Source organism: Agrobacterium pusense, from assembly GCF_900102105.1.
GTDB lineage: Bacteria > Pseudomonadota > Alphaproteobacteria > Rhizobiales > Rhizobiaceae > Agrobacterium > Agrobacterium pusense.
The window spans coordinates 174,577-190,860 of sequence record NZ_FNBB01000006.1 but is presented as its reverse complement, the minus strand read 5'-3'; the positions used below and the strand labels follow the sequence as shown (position 1 = coordinate 190,860).

The following is a 16,284-nucleotide window of genomic DNA, read 5'->3' as shown; positions in this document are numbered from 1 at the left end:
CTCCAAAAGTGCAATAATGCACTACACTAGTGCATTTTATATGCGACTGTCATTGCTAAACTTCGATCAGCGCGCGGGGGAGTCTTGAGGAGAAGGGCTGCCCGATCGAGCGCTTTGGGAGGAACATCATGAACAATTTGAAGCGCAGAACACTGTTCTGCCTGCTCTCCGGTGCTGCCCTGTCTGCAGTGTCTTTCAGTCATGCCACTGCGCAGGACCGCACTTCCGTAAAGATTGGCTATGCCGTGTCAAAAAGCGGCGCCAATGCCACCGGCGCGGGTATCACGACCATTCCGAACTACAAATTATGGGTGAAGGAGGTCAACGATGCCGGCGGCCTCACTTTGCCCGATGGCAAGCGCTTGCCAGTTGACGTGGTCGAATATGACGACCGTTCCTCGGCCGAGGACGCGGTGCGGTTCACCGAGCGGCTGGCCAGCCAGGACAAGGTGGATTTTATCCTGCCGCCCTGGGGCACGGGATTTAATCTGGCGGTTGCGCCGCTCTATGACCGTTTCGGTTATCCGCAGCTCGCGGTCACCGGCGTCACCGATAAGGCGCCCGATTTCGCCGCGCGCTGGAAGAAGAGCTTCTGGATGCTGGGCGGGGGGCACGACTATGCCAATGCACTGGCCGATGTTTTGAAAGCCGCCCGCGAAGCAGGCCAGATCAATGACAAGGTGGCAGTGATATCTGTCGCGGACGGTTTCGGCATCGATCTCATCAAGGCCGCGCGACCCGCGCTGAAGGAAGCAGGTTTTACGCTTGCTTATGACAAGACCTATCCGGTCGGCACCTCGGATTTTGCCGCGCTTGTGAACGAGGCCGCGGCAAGCGGTGCGGACAGTTTCATCGCCTTCTCCTACCCGCCGGACAGTTTCGCGGTAACGAAGCAGGCGCAGACTGCACGATATAATCCGAAGGTGTTCTACGTCGGTGTCGGCGGTGCTTTCCCGATTTTCCCGAAGGTTTCCGATGGCAAGCAGGAAGGTGTCATCAGCATCGGCGGCGTCGATGGCAGCAGCGACAGGATCGAGGATTATTTCAAGCGTCACGAAGCCTTCATCGGCACCAAGCCGGACAGCTGGGCAAGCGCCATCACCTATGCGAGCCTCGAAATGCTGGCCCAGTCAATCCAGCGCGTCGGGCTCGACAAGGCGGCGGTGGCGGGCGAGCTTTCGACGGGAAGCTTCGACACCGTTATCGGGCCGGTCAAACTTGAAGACAACCAGCTTCGTCAGCTGTGGTGGGCGGGGCAATGGCAGGGCGAGCGTTTCGTCGCGATTGCGCCTGCGGAACGTCCAGGTGCGGCCAAGCCCCTTGTCCCGAAGCCGCAATGGTAAGCCCTTTCCGGCCGGGACCTGTGAACCCGGCCGGAAGGCTTCGGCCATGTTCCAGACTGGAGACATTTCCTTGTTCTTATCCACCCTCATCTTCGGCTTGATGCTGGGAGGGACCTATGCGCTGATCGCGCTTGGACTTTCGCTGCAATATGGCATCGCCCGCATCATGAACCTCGCTTATGGCGAAGTGCTGATCGCGGCGGCCTTCATCACCTTCGTTCTGTTTTCCGGTTACGGGCTTTCGCCGCTCGGGTCGCTTTTCATCATCGTACCGCTCGGTTACGGCCTTTCTTTCGCGATCTACCGCGTCATGATGCGGCCGCTGGTGCGCCGTTCGGGCGGCTCTGGCCGTCTGGAAGTCGATTCCATTCTGGCAACCTTCGGACTGCTCTTCGTTATCCAGGGCATCATGCTCGTGGCGTTCGGCGGCAACTACCATTCTTATTCCTATCTCGCCGATGGAGTCGATATCTTCGGCACGACGGTGGCAATGAACCGGCTTCTGTCTTTCGGCTTGTCCGTCCTGATTGGCGGTGGGCTTTATCTGGCGCTCACCCACAGCCGCTGGGGTCTTAACCTGCGGGCAGTGGCGCTGTCGCCCAGTTCCGCGCCGCTGGTCGGCATCGATGTGAACCGTGTGGCTTCCCTCGGCTTTGCTCTCGGTGGCGCACTCGCCGTGGCGGGCGGGGTGATGATCTCGATGTACCAGACCTTCTCCGCTTCCTATGGCGTGGTCTTCACCATGAAGGCGCTTGTCGTCGTCATCATGGGCGGTGTCGGCAATCTGCTCGGCGCGCTGGTCGCCGGGCTGCTGCTCGGTCTCGTGGAAACCTTTGTGCTGGTTTATGTCGATCCCGGCCTCACACTTGCCGCCACCTACCTGCTCTTTCTCGTGGTCCTGCTTTGGCGTCCGGAAGGCATCTTCGCAAGGAGGGGCAAATGATTCCGCTTCTGATCGGCCTCGCCGCAGCCGCGCTGCTGGCGCTTTCCCCCTTCTTCTTCGATGCCTATGGTGTCGGCGTCATCATCGGCCTTCTCGGTTATGCCACGCTTGCTTCCGCCTGGGCCATGTTCTCCGGTCCGACCCGCTATATATCGCTCGCCACCGTCGCCTTTTTCGGTGTCGGGGCCTATGCGGTCGCGGTGCTGAGCGAGGTCTTGCCCTGGCCGCTCGTCCTCCTGTGCTCCGCCCTTGTCGGCGCGGCGCTTGCCTTCGTCGTCGGGCTTTCCACGCTGCGCGTTGCCGGCATTTATTTCGTGATCTTTTCTTTCGGCCTTGCCGAACTCATCCGACAGCTCATCACCTGGTATGAAGTGAATGTGACCGGAACGCTCGGGCGCTATATCTTCCTGCCGGTGGAGCCGCAGCATGTCCTCTGGCAATTGCTGGCGCTGGCCGCCGTTACTCTTGTCCTGTCGACGCTCATCGACCGCAGCAAGCTCGGCCTGGCGCTGAAGGCAATCGGCGATGATGAGGTGGTGGCCGCCCACGCAGGAATTAATCTTGCCCGTACCAAGCTGGCGCTCTTCGTGCTGTCCGCCACCATCATCACGCTTGTTGGCGCCATCCAGGCCCCGCGCTGGGTCTATATCGAGCCGGCCATCGTCTTCAATCCTCAGGTTTCCTTCCTCACCGTGATCATGGCCCTGCTTGGCGGAGCCACGCGCCGCTGGGGACCCATCCTCGGTGCTGTGCCGCTGTTCCTGCTGTTCGAATGGCTGGGCGCCAATTTCCCCAACCATTTTTCCATCATTCTCGGCGCTCTCTTCATCCTCATCGTCTTCGTGTTGCCGGATGGCGTGCTGGCGGCGCTGGAGAAGTTGCGCAAAAAGGAGAAGACGGCATGAGCGCCGTTCTCGAAATCACCAATATCCGCAAGACCTTCGGCGGGCTGAAGGCGGTGGATGGCCTTGGTCTCACCATCGAGGCCGGCGAGGTCGTCGGGCTGCTCGGGCCGAACGGCTCCGGCAAGACGACGCTAATGAATCTGATCTCCGGAGCGCTGAAGCCGACCGAAGGGTCGATCCGGCTGAAAGGGCAGGAGATTGCCGGCCGGCGGCCGGATGCGATTGCGCGCGCCGGCGTGGCGCGCACCTTCCAGCTCGTGCGGCTTTTGCCTTCGCTCTCCCTGCTGGACAATGTCGCGGTTTCGGCCATGTTCGGGCCGCAGCGGTTGTCCCGCCCAGCGGCGGAGAAGGTCGCGCGCGCCTGCCTCGAAAGAATAGGCCTTGCCGGGCGGCAAACCATGCCGGCCGGCGACCTCACCTACATCGATCAGAAACGCCTTGAACTGGCGCGTGCGCTGGCTGGCGAGCCGAAGCTTCTGTTGTTGGATGAATGGCTCGCCGGCCTCAACCCCACCGAACTTCAGGAAGGAATAGCGCTGATCCGGCGGCTGGCATCGCAGGGAACGACGATCCTGCTGGTGGAACATATCATGGCCGCCGTGCGCGCGCTTTGCCCGCGCTCCGTGGTCATGGCCGCCGGCTGCAAGATCGCCGACGGGCCGACGGCAGCGGTGCTTGACGATCCGCAGGTCATTTCCGCCTATCTGGGAGCGGCACATGCTTGAAATAGATGCACTGACAATCCGCTATGGCAAACATCTCGCGGTTGACGGCATATCGCTCAATGTTGCCAAGGGCGAAACCGTGGTGCTGCTCGGCGCCAATGGTGCGGGCAAGTCGTCACTGCTGAAAGCGGTCGGCGGCATGGTTGTGCCGGCGTCCGGCGAAGTGCGCGTCGACGGTGCGTCGCTTGCCGCTGTCCCTCCTCATGGGATCGTGGACCGCGGCGTGGCGCTGGTGCCAGAAGGACGCGGAATTTTCCCGGCGCTGACGGTGGAGGATAATCTTCGCCTCGGCGCTAATCCCCGCCATGCCCGTTCAGCAGAGAAAGTGACACGGGAGCATATTTTCTCGCTGTTTCCGCGTCTCGCCGAACGCCGGCAGCAGCTTGCTGGCACCATGTCCGGCGGCGAACAGCAGATGGTCGCCATCGGGCGGGCGCTGATGTCGGCACCGGATTATCTCTTGCTGGACGAGCCGAGTCTGGGTCTTGCGCCCATCGTCACGCAGGAACTTTTTGCCGCCCTGGCCGAGATCAAGAAAAGCGGCCTTTCCATTCTGCTCGTGGAGCAGAATGTGCGCGAAAGCCTGGCGCTGGCCGACCGGGGTTATTTGCTGGAAGCGGGGCGTATCGTCGGGGCAGGCACAGCTGAAGCCCTCTCTGCCGATACCGCCGTGCAACGGGCGTTTCTCGGCGGCACCACCGCCGCCATTGTCTGAATTCAGGAGGAAGACCATGCAGACTGTCAATCTTTTCATCGGTGGCGACCATTGCCCGGCCGCGAGCGGAAAGCGCTTCGAGCGTCACAATCCGATCACCGGCGACGTCGCCACCAGCGCGGCGGCGGCAACGGTGGAGGACGCTACCCGTGCGGCCGATGCTGCCGCTGCCGCCTTTCCCGTCTGGTCGGCCACATCGCCCGGCGAGCGCCGCCGCCTGCTGCTGGCGGCGGCTCAGGCGCTGCTCGCCGCCGGGCCTGACATTACCCAGGCGATGAAGGAAGAAATCGGCGCGACCGATGCCTGGGCTGGTTTCAATGTAAAGCTCGCAAGCGATATGCTGGTGGAGGCCGCAAGCCTGACCACCCAGATCAAGGGCGAGATCATTCCCTCCAACCGTCCCGGCACCATGGCGATGGCGCTGCGCCAGCCGGCGGGCGTTGTGCTGTCCATCGCGCCGTGGAATGCTCCCGTCATTCTCGGCGTACGTTCCATCGCCACGCCGCTCGCCTGCGGCAATACGGTGGTGATGAAAACCTCGGAACTTTGCCCGCGCACCCATGCGCTGATCATCGAGGCGGTGGCATCGGCAGGTCTGCCGAAGGGCGTGCTCAACGCCGTCTCCAATGCGCCGGAAGATGCGGCAAAGATCGTCGATACGCTGATCGCGCACCCCGCCGTCAGACGGGTGAATTTCACCGGCTCGACCCGCGTTGGCCGTGTGATTGCCGAAACGGCCGGCCGTTACCTGAAGCCCGCTCTGCTGGAGCTGGGCGGCAAGGCGCCGTTCATCGTGCTTGACGATGCCGATATCGATGCGGCGGTCGCGGCTGCCGCTTTCGGCGCCTACATGAACCAGGGCCAGATCTGCATGTCGACAGAGCGCATCATCGTGCTTGACAGCGTTGCCGATACATTCGTTCAGGCCTTCGCCAAAAAAGCGTCCAGCCTCACGGCCGGAGACCCACGCGAGGGCAAAACACCGCTTGGCTCGCTGGTCAGCGCCGAAGCGACGTCACGCATAAGGGCGCTGGTGGACGACGCCGTGTCCAAAGGCGCAAAGCTGGTCGCGGGCGGTGGCGGCACCGGCACCATGCTTGATGCGATCGCCATTGATGGCGTCACTCCCGCCATGCGGCTTTATTCCGAGGAAAGTTTCGGTCCGGTTGTTTCCATCATCAGGGCCGGCAGCGTCGATGAGGCGGTAAGCATCGCCAATGAAACAGAGTTTGGTCTTTCCGCCGCGATTTTCGGCAGGGACCAGGCGCGGGCGCTTGCCATTGCCGCGCGGATCGAAAGCGGCATATGCCACATCAACGGGCCGACTGTTCACGATGAGGCGCAGATGCCCTTCGGCGGGGTCAAGGCCTCCGGTTACGGCCGCTTCGGCGGCACGGCGGGCATTGCGGAATTCACCGAATTACGCTGGGTCACGCTCCAGGACGGGCCGCTGCATTATCCGATCTGAACCGGACGCCGGGGGTGGCTGCGGCGGCCTCACCGCCGCTCGTCAATCAGCCAGCCGGTGAGTTTTCTCACCGCGCTGTCGCTGCTTTTCGGCCGCATCAACCAGTAGCCGCGCCCAGGTGCATCGAGGCTAGGGCCTGCCGTGACCAGTACGCCAGCCTCGAGCAGTGGATCGACGAGCCCGGCCCAGCCGAGCGCAAAGCCCTGTTCTCCGATGGTCGCCTGAACCACCATGGTGTAATTGTTGAAGCTGATGTCGCCGCCGTCGTTTTCGGGGCCTCTCTGAACGCCGAAATGCTTGAAATAGGAAGGCCAGTCGAACCAGTGCGCTGATGATGTATTTTCGAGGTGGATGAGTTTCCGCCGCGAAAAATCAGCAACGCCTGCGGGCGCCGGCGTTGCTGCCAGAAACGCAGGTGAACAGACCGGCGTGACTTTTTCCGAAAGCAGCAGTAAGGCCCCGTCACCCGCCTCCTGCCGGGTGCCGAAAATGATCATCACGTCGCTGTCATGCTTGCCCTGACCCAACGGGTCCTGCGTGGCAACGATCTGGATGTTGATGTCAGGGTTGAGCGCTCGAAATCCGTGCATCCGCGGGATGAGCCATAATGACGAAAAGGCATAGTCCGTATGCAGGCGGATGGTCTGGCGTTCCTCCGTCCGCCGAAGCTGCTGCGCGAGCAGATCAATGGCATCGACATTGCGGGAGACGATTTCGAACAGCCTTTGTCCTTCTGCCGTCAGATCGATGCCGCGATGTTTGCGGCGGATGAGCGCCACCCCAAGCTCCTCTTCGAGCCTGCGCATCTGATAGCTGACGGCAGGCTGGGTGAGCCGCAGGGAGCCCGCCGCGGCGGTCAGGCTGCCCTGGCGGGCAACCTCGGTAAAGATGCGCATCCATCCGAGATCGAGCTGCCGGTCTGACATTAAATTTCCTTATATCACTTATCGAAAAATACCTGCTTCACAGGCAAAAACAATGTGGTGTTCAATAAACTGGACTAATACAAGGGGAGCCGCAATGAAAACCGTTTCTCATCTGCACCGCATCGCGACCGGCCTGTTCCTGTCCGTGGCGGCCTTCTCCACCCCGCTTCAGGCGGCCGATGACGCGTCCTGCAAGCTGGTACGTCTAAGCGATCCCGGCTGGACGGATATTACCGCAACCAATGGCGTCGCCTCGGTACTGCTCGATGCATTGGGTTATGAAGCCGACGTCAAGACGCTTTCCGTGCCCATCGGCTATCAGGCGATGAAGAACGGCGAAATTGACGTTTTCCTCGGGAACTGGATGCCGGCGCAGAAATCCTTCGTAGATGACCTCAATTCGGCGAAAGCTGCCGAGGTCTTGACGAAGAATCTCGAGAGCGCCAAGTTCACGCTGGCGGTGCCGTCCTATATGGCGGAGAAGGGCGTGAAGGATTTCGCCGATCTCGCCAAACATGCCGATGAATTCGAGAGCAAGATTTACGGCATCGAGCCCGGCGCACCCGCCAACCAGAATATCCAGAAGATCATAGACGCCAATGATTTCGGCCTTAAAGGCTGGCAGCTCGTCGAATCCGGTGAGCAGGCCATGCTGGCGCAGGTGGAACGGGCGGGCCGGGATAAGAAGGCCGTGGTCTTCCTTGCCTGGGCGCCGCATCCGATGAACGAGAAGATCGATATCACCTATCTCTCCGGCGGTGACGCCTATTTCGGCCCGAATTTCGGCGGCGCAGAGGTTTATACGCTTGCCCGCACCGGCTGGCCGGAAAAATGCCCCAACGCGGCGGCGCTCTTCAAAAACCTGAAGTTCGATATCGGCATGGAAAATACCCTCATGGGTTCGATTCTCGGCGGAGAGGATTCCAAAGCCGCGGCAGCGGCCTGGGTGAAGGCCAACCCCAAAGCGCTGGATGGCTGGCTGCAGGGCGTTACCACGCTGGATGGAAAACCGGGTGCGGATGCCGTTAAGGGCAAGCTTGGTCTCTGAGCCGGAAAGTGGAAATGCCGCGTCCCAATATCCTCATTCTGATGGTCGACCAGTTCAACGGGACGTTGTTTCCCGATGGACCGGCCGATTTTCTCCATGCGCCGCATCTGAAAGCCTTGGCGGAGCGGTCTGTACGCTTCGCCAATACCTATACGGCCAGCCCGCTGTGTGCGCCGGCCCGTGCTTCCCTGATGTCCGGGCAATTGCCAAGCCGGACACGGGTTTACGACAATGCCGCCGAGTTCGCCTCCGACATTCCGACCTATGCGCACCATCTGCGGGCAGCCGGTTATTACACCGGTCTCTCAGGCAAGATGCATTTCGTCGGGCCTGACCAGCTGCACGGCTTCGAAGAGCGTCTGACGACCGACATCTATCCCGCGGATTTTGGCTGGACGCCCGATTATACCAAGCCGGGCGAGCGGATCGACTGGTGGTATCACAATCTGGGTTCGGTGACGGGTGCAGGGGTTGCCGAAATCACCAACCAGATGGAGTATGACGACGAGGTAGCCTACCACGCCACTCGCAAACTCTATGACCTGTCTCGTCGGCTCGATGACCGGCCGTGGTGTCTGACCGTCAGCTTCACCCATCCGCACGATCCCTATGTGGCGCGGCGGAAATTCTGGGATCTCTATGAGGATTGCCCGGCACTCGATCCGCAGTCGGAGGCCATTGCTTTCGATCAGCAGGACCCGCATTCGAAACGGTTGCTGGAAGCCTGTGACCACAATGCCTTCGATATTTCGCCGGAGCAGATACGCCGGGCACGCCGCGGTTACTTCGCCAACGTCTCCTATATCGACGAGAAGGTCGGCGAAATCCTTGGCGTCCTGAAGGCGACGCGGATGGAGGAGGACACCATCGTCCTCTTCCTTTCAGACCATGGCGATATGTTGGGTGAGCGCGGCCTGTGGTTCAAGATGTGCTTCTTCGAGGGCTCGGCCCGCGTACCGCTGATGATCGCCGCGCCAGGATGGCAGCCGGCATTGATCGATACGCCGGCCTCGACACTGGATGTGACGCCGACGCTGTGCGGTCTGGCAGGGCTTGATATCACCTCGCTTAAATGCTGGACGGATGGCGAGGATCTGGCGCCGTTGGCTGCTGGCACCGGCGGGCGCGGCCCGGTGCCGATGGAATATGCGGCCGAAGGCTCAATCTCGCCGCTCGTCGCCATCAGGGACGGTCGATACAAATTGTCCGTCTGTGAGGCCGATCCGCCGCTGCTTTACGATCTGGACGCCGATCCCGAAGAGCGCACCAATCTCGCCGGCGATCCCGCTTTCAGCGACGTGCTCTCGTCGCTTTCCGCCGAAATTGGCCGGCGGTGGCAGTTGCCGGTGTTCGACGCCGCCGTTCGCGAAAGTCAGGCGCGGCGCTGGGTGGTCTACAAGGCGCTGCGCAACGGCGCCTATTACCCGTGGGACTACCAACCCTTGCAGAAGGCTTCGGAACGCTACATGCGTAACCACATGGACCTCAACGTTCTGGAAGAAAACCAGCGTTTTCCGCGCGGCGAGTGAGGTGGGCAAGGTGCCTCAAGCGGTGGTCGACACCCTCGGTGCGCCGCCCGCCGCCTGCACGGCAAGACTGCCCGCGGCAACCCCGGCTGTGAGGCATTGCTGTTCGTCCCTGCCTTGAAGCCAGGCATCAAGAAAACCGGCATTAAAGGCGTCGCCGGCGCCGGTCGTATCGACGACGGGTACTTCCTGGGCTGCCAGATGCTGCAAGCCCCTTCGACAAGATATCCACGCGCCCTGCGCACCGCCTTTCAGCGCCACGACGGGAAAGGCCTCTGACAGGGCGTGGATGGCTCTTTCCGGGTCAGAATGCCCCGTGATTGCTTCCGCCTCTTCGAGATTGGGCAAAAACACGTCGACACCGGCACAGGCCTTGAGCAGCCCCTTATCGTAGATCAGCGAAGCATCCCAGCTTGGATCGAGCGATACTGACAATCCGCTTGCCTTGGCGCGTGAAACCAGATCGGGCATCTCATGCAGCGTGGCGAATTCGGCGATGTGCAGATGCCGGGCGTTATCCCACGCGAAGGCGGCATCGAGCGTCGAGGGACGGGCGGCACCGGCGCGGCGCGTCAAAAATGCCCGGTCCTGGCCAACCACCGTCGCCACCGTCACCTGCGGTCCGGCATCTGCTGCATGTTCCAGAAACCGCAGGTCGACGCCGCTTTGCGCCATTTTCTCACCGATGTCGCGCGAAAACGTATCGGTACCAAGCCTTGCGAGCAGAGCAACCGGGCGTCCGACGTGGGCAAAATGGGCGGCGGCAATGAAGGCTCCGCCGCCGGGGGCGATTTCCATGTCTCGGGCAAACAGTTCCCGGCCGAGCACTGGCAGTTCATTAAGACCGGTGAAAATGAGGTCACAATAGATCCGGCCGATGCTGATGACGGCAGTTTTTTCCGTTGTCATCATGCGCGGCCCAGAAGCTTTTCCGTCTTGGCGTCGAAAAGATAAAGCGAACCTCGCGCCGCCTGGCATTGCAGCCTGCCGCCGACGGCCGGAATGGTTTTGCTTCTCGCCGTGGCGATTACCGAACTGGTGTCGGTGTCCAGATGAACAAGCGTCTCCGGCCCGAGCGGCTCGACTGCCGTTACCGTTCCTTCCAGGGTAAACGTCCCCTGAGCGGACCCAGACTCGCCAACAAGCAGATCATGCGGCCGGACGCCGATCAGAAGCTCACCCGTGGCGGACGGCGCGACGCTGTCGCCGGCTCTGGTTCCGCGCAGCAGGTTCATCGAGGGGCTGCCGATGAAGCGTGCGGTAAAGATGTCGACGGGTGTTTCATAAAGTTCCGTTGGCGTGCCGACCTGCAGGATGTGGCCGTCCTTCATGACGACGATCCTGTCGGCCATGGTCATGGCTTCCACCTGATCGTGGGTGACATAAACGGTTGTCGTCTTAAGACGCTGATGCAAGCGCTTGATTTCAATACGCATCTGTGCGCGCAGCTGGGCGTCTAGGTTAGACAGTGGCTCATCGAACAGGAAGGCGGCGGGATCGCGCACCATGGCGCGGCCGATGGCGACACGCTGCCGCTGGCCGCCTGACAGGGCCGCCGGCCGCCGGTCGAGCAGGGCCTCCAGACCGAGCACCCGGCCGGCCTCCTCGATGCGGCGGTTCTTTTCCTCGCGGTCAAGCTTCGAGGTGTAGAGGCCAAAGCCGATGTTCTGGCGAACCGTCATGTGCGGATAGATCGCATAGTTCTGGAAGACCATCGCGATGTTGCGCTGTTTCGGTTCCTTCTCATTGACGATGTCGCCGCCGATCTTCAGCGCTCCGTCGGAGATTTCTTCCAGCCCGGCGATCATTCTGAGGGTAGTTGATTTGCCGCAGCCGGACGGGCCGACAAAAACGACGAACTCGCCGTCTTCAATGGCAAGATTGATGCCCTTGACCGCCTCGACCTTGCCATAGCGCTTCACCAGTTTATTGAGTTCGATTGTCGCCATCATCGGGCTCCCGTCAGGGCGGTGAATTTCTCTGTGAGTTCCGCGGCCTTTGCCGCTTCGTGATCGGCGGATCGCCGTGCTTCCGCCTCGAATGCAGCAAGCCTGTTGCGATAGGTGGCAATCGCCTCCCGCATCGGTTCGAGGGCAGGGCCGCCGAAACGGCTGCGTACGGCAACGAAGTGCTCGGGCGAAACGATCTGCCTGAATTTTTCCTCATCGATCCCGGTTTGCCGCCCTGTCAGCTCATGGAACGCCTTGAGGAACGGCTGGTAACCGTCGTTCGGCAGATCGCCTTTCAGCGCGACGACGCTCTTGGCAACAGTCGCGGCAATCTCATGGGCCTGGCGGAAAGACAGGTCTTCGATGCGGACAAGCGAATCCGCCAGTTCCGTGATGGTGATACACGACCGGCGGATGTTCTGGTCGACCCTTTCGGGATCGATGCTGATCTGGCCAACGAGGCTGGCAAGAAGATCGAGAACCCGGCCGGCAGAGGCGAAGGCCTCATAACCCATGCCTTGCGTTTCGCCCTCACTGTCATTCATGTCGGTGAAGGGCGTATTATGCATCACATCCAGCACCGTGCGCGCCCGCCCGAATGTCTGGCTGGCGAGGTGGCGCAGATGTTCAATCGGCACCGGGTTTCGCTTCTGCGGCATGATCGAGGAAATCTGCACCAGCGCGTTCGGCACGTAGATCTGCCCAACCTCGAAACTTGTCCAGAACTGGAAATCCTGGATGAGCCGTCCGAGATGCAGGAACATCAGTTCGATCGCCCCATAGGTCGCGGTCGTGTAATCCACGGCGGCGATGCAGGAATAGGAATTGCGTAAGGGCGCAGCAAAGCCCAGCAATTCGGCGACCCGCGCCCGATCGATGGGAAAGCCCGAGGTGGTGATGGCGGCAGCGCCCATCGGCGAAAGATCGACGATGCGGCGCGCCTCCGCAAAACGTTCGATATCCCGGATCAGCACCTCGATCGCTGCCGAAAGGTAGTGGCCGAAGGTGGTGGGCTGGGCCGGCTGCCCATGGGTGTAAGCCACGATCAGCGTGGCTTGATTGCGTTCGGCGCCATCGATCAGCGCTTTCAGGAGGACACGCGCCTTGACGGTGAGCGTGTCGATCTTGTCCTTGAGGCCGATCTTGAACAGCGTGTGATCGATATCGTTGCGCGAACGGGCCGTGTGCAGGCGACCGGCGACATCGACGCCGATGCGGGCTTTCAGCTCTTTCTCGATCAGGAAGAAGAAATCCTCGACCTCGCCGGTATAAACAAGCTCCGCGGGTTCGATGGTTTTGTCGATGTCTTCGAGTGCGCCGGCGATCTTGGCCGCCGTATCGGCATCGAGAATGCCGGTTTCGCGCAGCATGACAAGGTGGGCGCGGTCTATGCGGCGGAACGCCTCTACGTGGTGGTTCTTGGCGCCGTCAAACAGCGGGCGCAGCACGGTTTCCTTGTAGACAGGGTCGGGAAACTTGCTGGTATCCGACTGGCGCGGGTTGATATCGGCCATGATGTTATCCTTTCAGGCCCGCCAGCATCACACCGCGAACGATGTAGCGTTGCAGGACGATGAAGACGATGAGGGTGGGGATGGTCGCAATGGCTGCGCCCGTCATGATCATTTCCCACTGGATTTGCTGTTCCACGGCAAAGCTCGAAAGGCCGACCGGCAGGGTGTAGAGCTCCTTGCTTGTCGTGACGATCAACGGCCAGAAGAATGCTGTCCAGTTCCCTAGGAAGGTGAAGATCGCGAGCGCGGAGAGCGCGGGCGTCACCAGCGGCAGAGCGACTTTCCACCAGATCTGGAATTCGTTCAGTCCGTCGACGCGCGCGGCCTCGATGAAGTCGTTCGGAACCGTCTCGAAGAACTGCTTCATCAGGAAGGTGCCGAAGGCCGTCATCATGCCCGGGAACATGATGCCCCAGTAGCTGTCGAGCCAGCCCAACTGGCTGGACATCAGATACCAGGGAATGACGAGCATTTCGGTCGGGATCATCAGCGTCGACAGGATGGCGAGGAAGATGAAATAGCGGCCGCGAAACTCGAACTTCGCCAGCGTGTACCCGACCAGACTGTCAAAGAAGCAGTTGGAGACGGTAACGATGACCGCAACCAGCATGGAGTTGAAGAACCAGCGCAGGAAACGGCCGTCGGCCATGACCGTGATATAGTTGGCAAGCGTCGGTGCCGCGGGAATGAGCCTGAGATCATAGACCTGGTCCGCCGTCTTGAACGAGGTCGAGAACATGAATAGTAGCGGCGAAACCATGATCAGACCGCCGATGAACAGCAACGTCCAGGCGAGAATGCGACCGGGGCGGATACGGGCGTGGGAAAGTGGCTTTGCTTCGCTCATTTCTTTTCCCTCAGGACCCAGAGCTGGATCAGCGATACGACTAGAAGAATTGTAAACAGGACGACCGTCTGCGCTGCGGCATAGCCCATGGCATAGGAATTGAACGCCGTCTGATAGATCATCAGCACAAGCGGTCTGGTTGAGCCGAGCGGTCCGCCCGGATCATTGGTCGTCATGTTGTAGACCTGGTCGAAGATGCGCAGGAAACCGATGGACGAGAAGACCACGAGGAAGACCGTGGTGGGTTTCAGAAGCGGAAGCGTGATCTTGCGCAGGATCGCCCATTCGCCCAGCCCGTCGATGCGGGCGGCTTCGTAAAATGTCGTTGGAATGGCGCGCAGCCCGGCCATGAAGATGATGATCTGGAAGCCAAGGCCTGCCCAGATGGCTGTCACCATGATCGAATAAAGCGCCTGGTCCGTAGAGCGGATGAAGGGTTGCTGCGGAATGCCGAGAATTGCGAAGACGTCGTTGATGATGCCGATGGGCGGCGGTTGATAGAACCAGCGCCAGACCCAGGCCATCGCGGCCGCCGTCGTCAGATAGGGCAGGAAATAAAGCGCGCGGATGAAACCGTGCAGGATGCGTACGCGGTCGAGATAAAAGGCGATGACGAAGGCGAGCACGAGGCTGATCGGCGTGCCGACGATGAGATACGCAAAGGTGTTCTTGAACACCTTCCAGAATTGCGGGTCCTTGAAGAGCTTGACGTAATTGGTGACGCCAATGAACTTTGCCGGCCTCAGCAGGTCCCAGTTGGTGAAGGACAGGTAGAAGGCCTGCAGCGTCGGGTAAAAACGGATGATGCTGTAAAACAGGATAGGGATTGCCAGAAAGCTCCATATCCATAAGAGCCGTTTCGTGCGCATGGAAAGACGGTCCCCAAAGGAGCCGCCGGGGCGGCCGGATACCGCCCCCTGTTGATCTGTCGCTGTCATGGTTGGACCTGCGGTTTTCAGGGTTTCGCCGCGTCGATGATTTCCTGCTCGGCCTCGGCGGCCTGCTTGATGGAATCTTCAACCGACTGGCCCTCGAGCAGGACCCGGTTGGTCATGTCAATGGCGTTCTGGCGCTGGGCGGCCTCATCCATGAACAGTGTCGTGTGGGCATATTCCAGACCCTTCAGGAACGGCGCGTAGATCGGATCCTTCAGGTTTTCTTCGGTCAGCGCTGCGGAGCGTCGCGCCGGCAGTTCGCCGACTGTCTTCAGCCAGATCGCCATGGCTTCCGGTGAAGAGATATAGGCGAGGAACTTCTTGGACGCCTCAAGCTCTTCACCCGTTGTCTTGGCGCTGATGCCGTTGGCGAAATAGCTCGCATAGTTGGAGCGGATATTCTTGTCATTGGTCGGAAGTTCGGTCACGCCCCACTCGAAATCCTTGATGGTGCGGAACGAGCCCAGCCGGAAAGTGCCGTCGATGGTCATGCCCGCCTTGCCCGCACGGAATGCGGCCTGGCCTTCATCCATGAAACCCGCCTGACCGATCTTTTTTTCGAGCTGCAGACTGGTGTAGAATTTCAGAGCCTGTATGCCGGGCTCGCTATTATATGCGACCTTCTGGTCGTTGTCGGTATAGGGCTCGCCACCATATTGGCGGATGAGCACCTCACGCCACCACTGGTGATCCTGTCCGCCCATATCGAGCGTGGAGCCGGCGACGGTGAGATTGCCGGCGGCATCGTGCTTAGCGATCTTTTGCGCGGCGGCGACGAATTCATCGAGCGTCTTCGGCGGATTTGCGGGATCGAGACCCGCCTCGGTAAAGAGCTTCTTGTTGTAGAACAGTGCAAGCGAACGAACCGCGGTCGGCAGGCCGTAATAGTCCTCGCCGCGTTTCATGGCGCTGACGATCGGGAAAAATTCGCTTTCGATCTTGTCATGCGGGAAAGCGTCTGTTGGCAGTGGCTGCAAAATCCCGCCCGCCGCGAACTTGTCGAGCCAGCCGTAAAACAGCTGCATCACGTCTGGGCCCTTGCCGGACATATTGGCGGCAATCACGCGCGTCTGGTAATCGGCATAAGGGAAGGTTACCTGCTTGACGGTGATGTCGGGATTGGCCTTCTGGAATTGTGCGATCAGCTCGTCCATGGCCTTCACGCGGGTGTCGAAGACATATTGCCAATATTCGATTTCAACCGCCTGCGCGGCGTTGAATGCAAATGTGCTGAAACCGGCAACCAAGCCGGCGAACAGAGTTGCTCTGCGCATGTAAGCCTCCTTTTCCTCCGCCCGGTCTTCCGGATGCGGAGCCATCGTTCCCTTTTCCGCGCTTTCGCGCGCGCTCATCGATCTGCCGGTGGCGGAGTTTCCTCTTCCGCCGGGGCAAGCCTGGCCCCCGGTCGCTCTTACGGTTCTCTGAAGGCAGGCATTTGTC

Annotated in this window: 15 protein-coding genes; 8 read left to right on the top strand and 7 right to left on the bottom strand. The window is 60.7% G+C overall.

Annotation, left to right across the window (positions count from 1 at the left end):
- The first annotated feature begins 128 nt into the window (after positions 1–128).
- The 6 genes from BLU28_RS15820 to BLU28_RS15795 all read left to right on the top strand — a co-directional run bounded on the left by BLU28_RS15820 (position 129) and on the right by BLU28_RS15795 (position 6,099).
- Positions 129–1,343 (top strand): amino acid ABC transporter substrate-binding protein, encoded by a 1,215-nt coding sequence (locus BLU28_RS15820; protein WP_077987547.1) that lies wholly within the window; start codon positions 129–131, stop codon positions 1,341–1,343.
- Between the two features lie 70 nt (positions 1,344–1,413).
- Positions 1,414–2,286, top strand: a complete 873-nt coding sequence (locus BLU28_RS15815) for a branched-chain amino acid ABC transporter permease (protein WP_077987595.1) — start codon at positions 1,414–1,416, stop codon at positions 2,284–2,286.
- Positions 2,283–3,191: a branched-chain amino acid ABC transporter permease gene (locus tag BLU28_RS15810; protein ID WP_077987548.1), complete on the top strand. Its 909-nt coding sequence runs from the start codon at positions 2,283–2,285 to the stop codon at positions 3,189–3,191. The genes BLU28_RS15815 and BLU28_RS15810 overlap by 4 nt, the downstream gene beginning before the upstream one ends.
- The gene (locus tag BLU28_RS15805) at positions 3,188–3,916 is read left to right on the top strand and encodes an ABC transporter ATP-binding protein (protein WP_077987549.1); all 729 of its coding nucleotides are present in this window, start codon (positions 3,188–3,190) and stop codon (positions 3,914–3,916) included. The genes BLU28_RS15810 and BLU28_RS15805 overlap by 4 nt, the downstream gene beginning before the upstream one ends.
- Entirely contained in the window at positions 3,909–4,631 is a 723-nt protein-coding gene (locus BLU28_RS15800; RefSeq protein ID WP_077987550.1) for an ABC transporter ATP-binding protein, read from the top strand. Before BLU28_RS15805 ends, BLU28_RS15800 begins: the two co-directional genes overlap by 8 nt.
- A gap of 16 nt (positions 4,632–4,647) precedes the next feature.
- Positions 4,648–6,099, top strand: coding sequence for an aldehyde dehydrogenase (locus tag BLU28_RS15795; RefSeq protein ID WP_022563823.1), 1,452 nt, complete (start codon positions 4,648–4,650; stop codon positions 6,097–6,099).
- Positions 6,100–6,128: 29 nt separating this feature from the next.
- On the opposite strand, the gene BLU28_RS15790 is transcribed toward BLU28_RS15795, so the two are convergent.
- The gene (locus BLU28_RS15790) at positions 6,129–7,025 is read right to left on the bottom strand and encodes a choline sulfate utilization transcriptional regulator (RefSeq protein WP_022563824.1); all 897 of its coding nucleotides are present in this window, start codon (positions 7,023–7,025) and stop codon (positions 6,129–6,131) included.
- 94 nt (positions 7,026–7,119) lie between these two features.
- On the opposite strand from BLU28_RS15790, the gene choX reads away from it, so the two are divergent.
- Together choX and betC are read left to right on the top strand one after the other, a co-directional pair.
- Complete coding sequence (gene choX / locus BLU28_RS15785; protein ID WP_077987551.1) at positions 7,120–8,073, top strand: choline ABC transporter substrate-binding protein; 954 nt, start codon at positions 7,120–7,122, stop codon at positions 8,071–8,073.
- 14 nt (positions 8,074–8,087) lie between these two features.
- Positions 8,088–9,602 (top strand): choline-sulfatase, encoded by a 1,515-nt coding sequence (gene betC / locus BLU28_RS15780; protein ID WP_077987552.1) that lies wholly within the window; start codon positions 8,088–8,090, stop codon positions 9,600–9,602.
- A 15-nt stretch (positions 9,603–9,617) separates the two neighbouring features.
- On the opposite strand, the gene BLU28_RS15775 is transcribed toward betC, so the two are convergent.
- From BLU28_RS15775 to BLU28_RS15750, 6 genes are read right to left on the bottom strand one after another with little or no spacing between them, the layout of a single operon-like run.
- Positions 9,618–10,511 carry a carbohydrate kinase family protein gene (locus BLU28_RS15775; RefSeq protein ID WP_037092563.1) on the bottom strand — a complete coding sequence of 298 codons (894 nt, stop codon included), beginning with the start codon at positions 10,509–10,511 and terminating at the stop codon, positions 9,618–9,620.
- Positions 10,508–11,548 (bottom strand): ABC transporter ATP-binding protein, encoded by a 1,041-nt coding sequence (locus BLU28_RS15770; protein ID WP_077987553.1) that lies wholly within the window; start codon positions 11,546–11,548, stop codon positions 10,508–10,510. The genes BLU28_RS15775 and BLU28_RS15770 overlap by 4 nt, the downstream gene beginning before the upstream one ends.
- Positions 11,548–13,062, bottom strand: coding sequence for an argininosuccinate lyase (gene argH / locus BLU28_RS15765; protein WP_077987554.1), 1,515 nt, complete (start codon positions 13,060–13,062; stop codon positions 11,548–11,550). The genes BLU28_RS15770 and argH overlap by 1 nt, the downstream gene beginning before the upstream one ends.
- 4 nt (positions 13,063–13,066) lie before the next feature.
- On the bottom strand, positions 13,067–13,909 hold the full coding sequence (locus tag BLU28_RS15760) for a carbohydrate ABC transporter permease (RefSeq protein WP_006697289.1): 843 nt from the start codon (positions 13,907–13,909) through the stop codon (positions 13,067–13,069).
- Positions 13,906–14,847, bottom strand: coding sequence for a carbohydrate ABC transporter permease (locus tag BLU28_RS15755; RefSeq protein WP_077987555.1), 942 nt, complete (start codon positions 14,845–14,847; stop codon positions 13,906–13,908). Before BLU28_RS15755 ends, BLU28_RS15760 begins: the two co-directional genes overlap by 4 nt.
- Positions 14,848–14,864: 17 nt before the next feature.
- Positions 14,865–16,118 carry an extracellular solute-binding protein gene (locus BLU28_RS15750; RefSeq protein ID WP_037092597.1) on the bottom strand — a complete coding sequence of 418 codons (1,254 nt, stop codon included), beginning with the start codon at positions 16,116–16,118 and terminating at the stop codon, positions 14,865–14,867.
- Between the last annotated feature and the right edge of the window lie 166 nt (positions 16,119–16,284).

Bases quoted from the DNA above. Each gene is read 5' to 3' on its own strand.
- BLU28_RS15820 (WP_077987547.1), top strand. From the start codon at position 129: ATGAACAATTTGAAGCGCAGAACACTGTTCTGCCTGCTCTCCGGTGCT.
- BLU28_RS15810 (WP_077987548.1), top strand. From the start codon at position 2,283: ATGATTCCGCTTCTGATCGGCCTCGCCGCAGCCGCGCTGCTGGCGCTT.
- BLU28_RS15805 (WP_077987549.1), top strand. From the start codon at position 3,188: ATGAGCGCCGTTCTCGAAATCACCAATATCCGCAAGACCTTCGGCGGG.
- BLU28_RS15800 (WP_077987550.1), top strand. From the start codon at position 3,909: ATGCTTGAAATAGATGCACTGACAATCCGCTATGGCAAACATCTCGCG.
- BLU28_RS15795 (WP_022563823.1), top strand. From the start codon at position 4,648: ATGCAGACTGTCAATCTTTTCATCGGTGGCGACCATTGCCCGGCCGCG.
- BLU28_RS15790 (WP_022563824.1), bottom strand. From the start codon at position 7,025: ATGTCAGACCGGCAGCTCGATCTCGGATGGATGCGCATCTTTACCGAG.
- choX (WP_077987551.1), top strand. From the start codon at position 7,120: ATGAAAACCGTTTCTCATCTGCACCGCATCGCGACCGGCCTGTTCCTG.
- betC (WP_077987552.1), top strand. From the start codon at position 8,088: ATGCCGCGTCCCAATATCCTCATTCTGATGGTCGACCAGTTCAACGGG.
- BLU28_RS15775 (WP_037092563.1), bottom strand. From the start codon at position 10,511: ATGATGACAACGGAAAAAACTGCCGTCATCAGCATCGGCCGGATCTAT.
- BLU28_RS15770 (WP_077987553.1), bottom strand. From the start codon at position 11,548: ATGGCGACAATCGAACTCAATAAACTGGTGAAGCGCTATGGCAAGGTC.
- argH (WP_077987554.1), bottom strand. From the start codon at position 13,062: ATGGCCGATATCAACCCGCGCCAGTCGGATACCAGCAAGTTTCCCGAC.
- BLU28_RS15760 (WP_006697289.1), bottom strand. From the start codon at position 13,909: ATGAGCGAAGCAAAGCCACTTTCCCACGCCCGTATCCGCCCCGGTCGC.
- BLU28_RS15755 (WP_077987555.1), bottom strand. From the start codon at position 14,847: ATGACAGCGACAGATCAACAGGGGGCGGTATCCGGCCGCCCCGGCGGC.
- BLU28_RS15750 (WP_037092597.1), bottom strand. From the start codon at position 16,118: ATGCGCAGAGCAACTCTGTTCGCCGGCTTGGTTGCCGGTTTCAGCACA.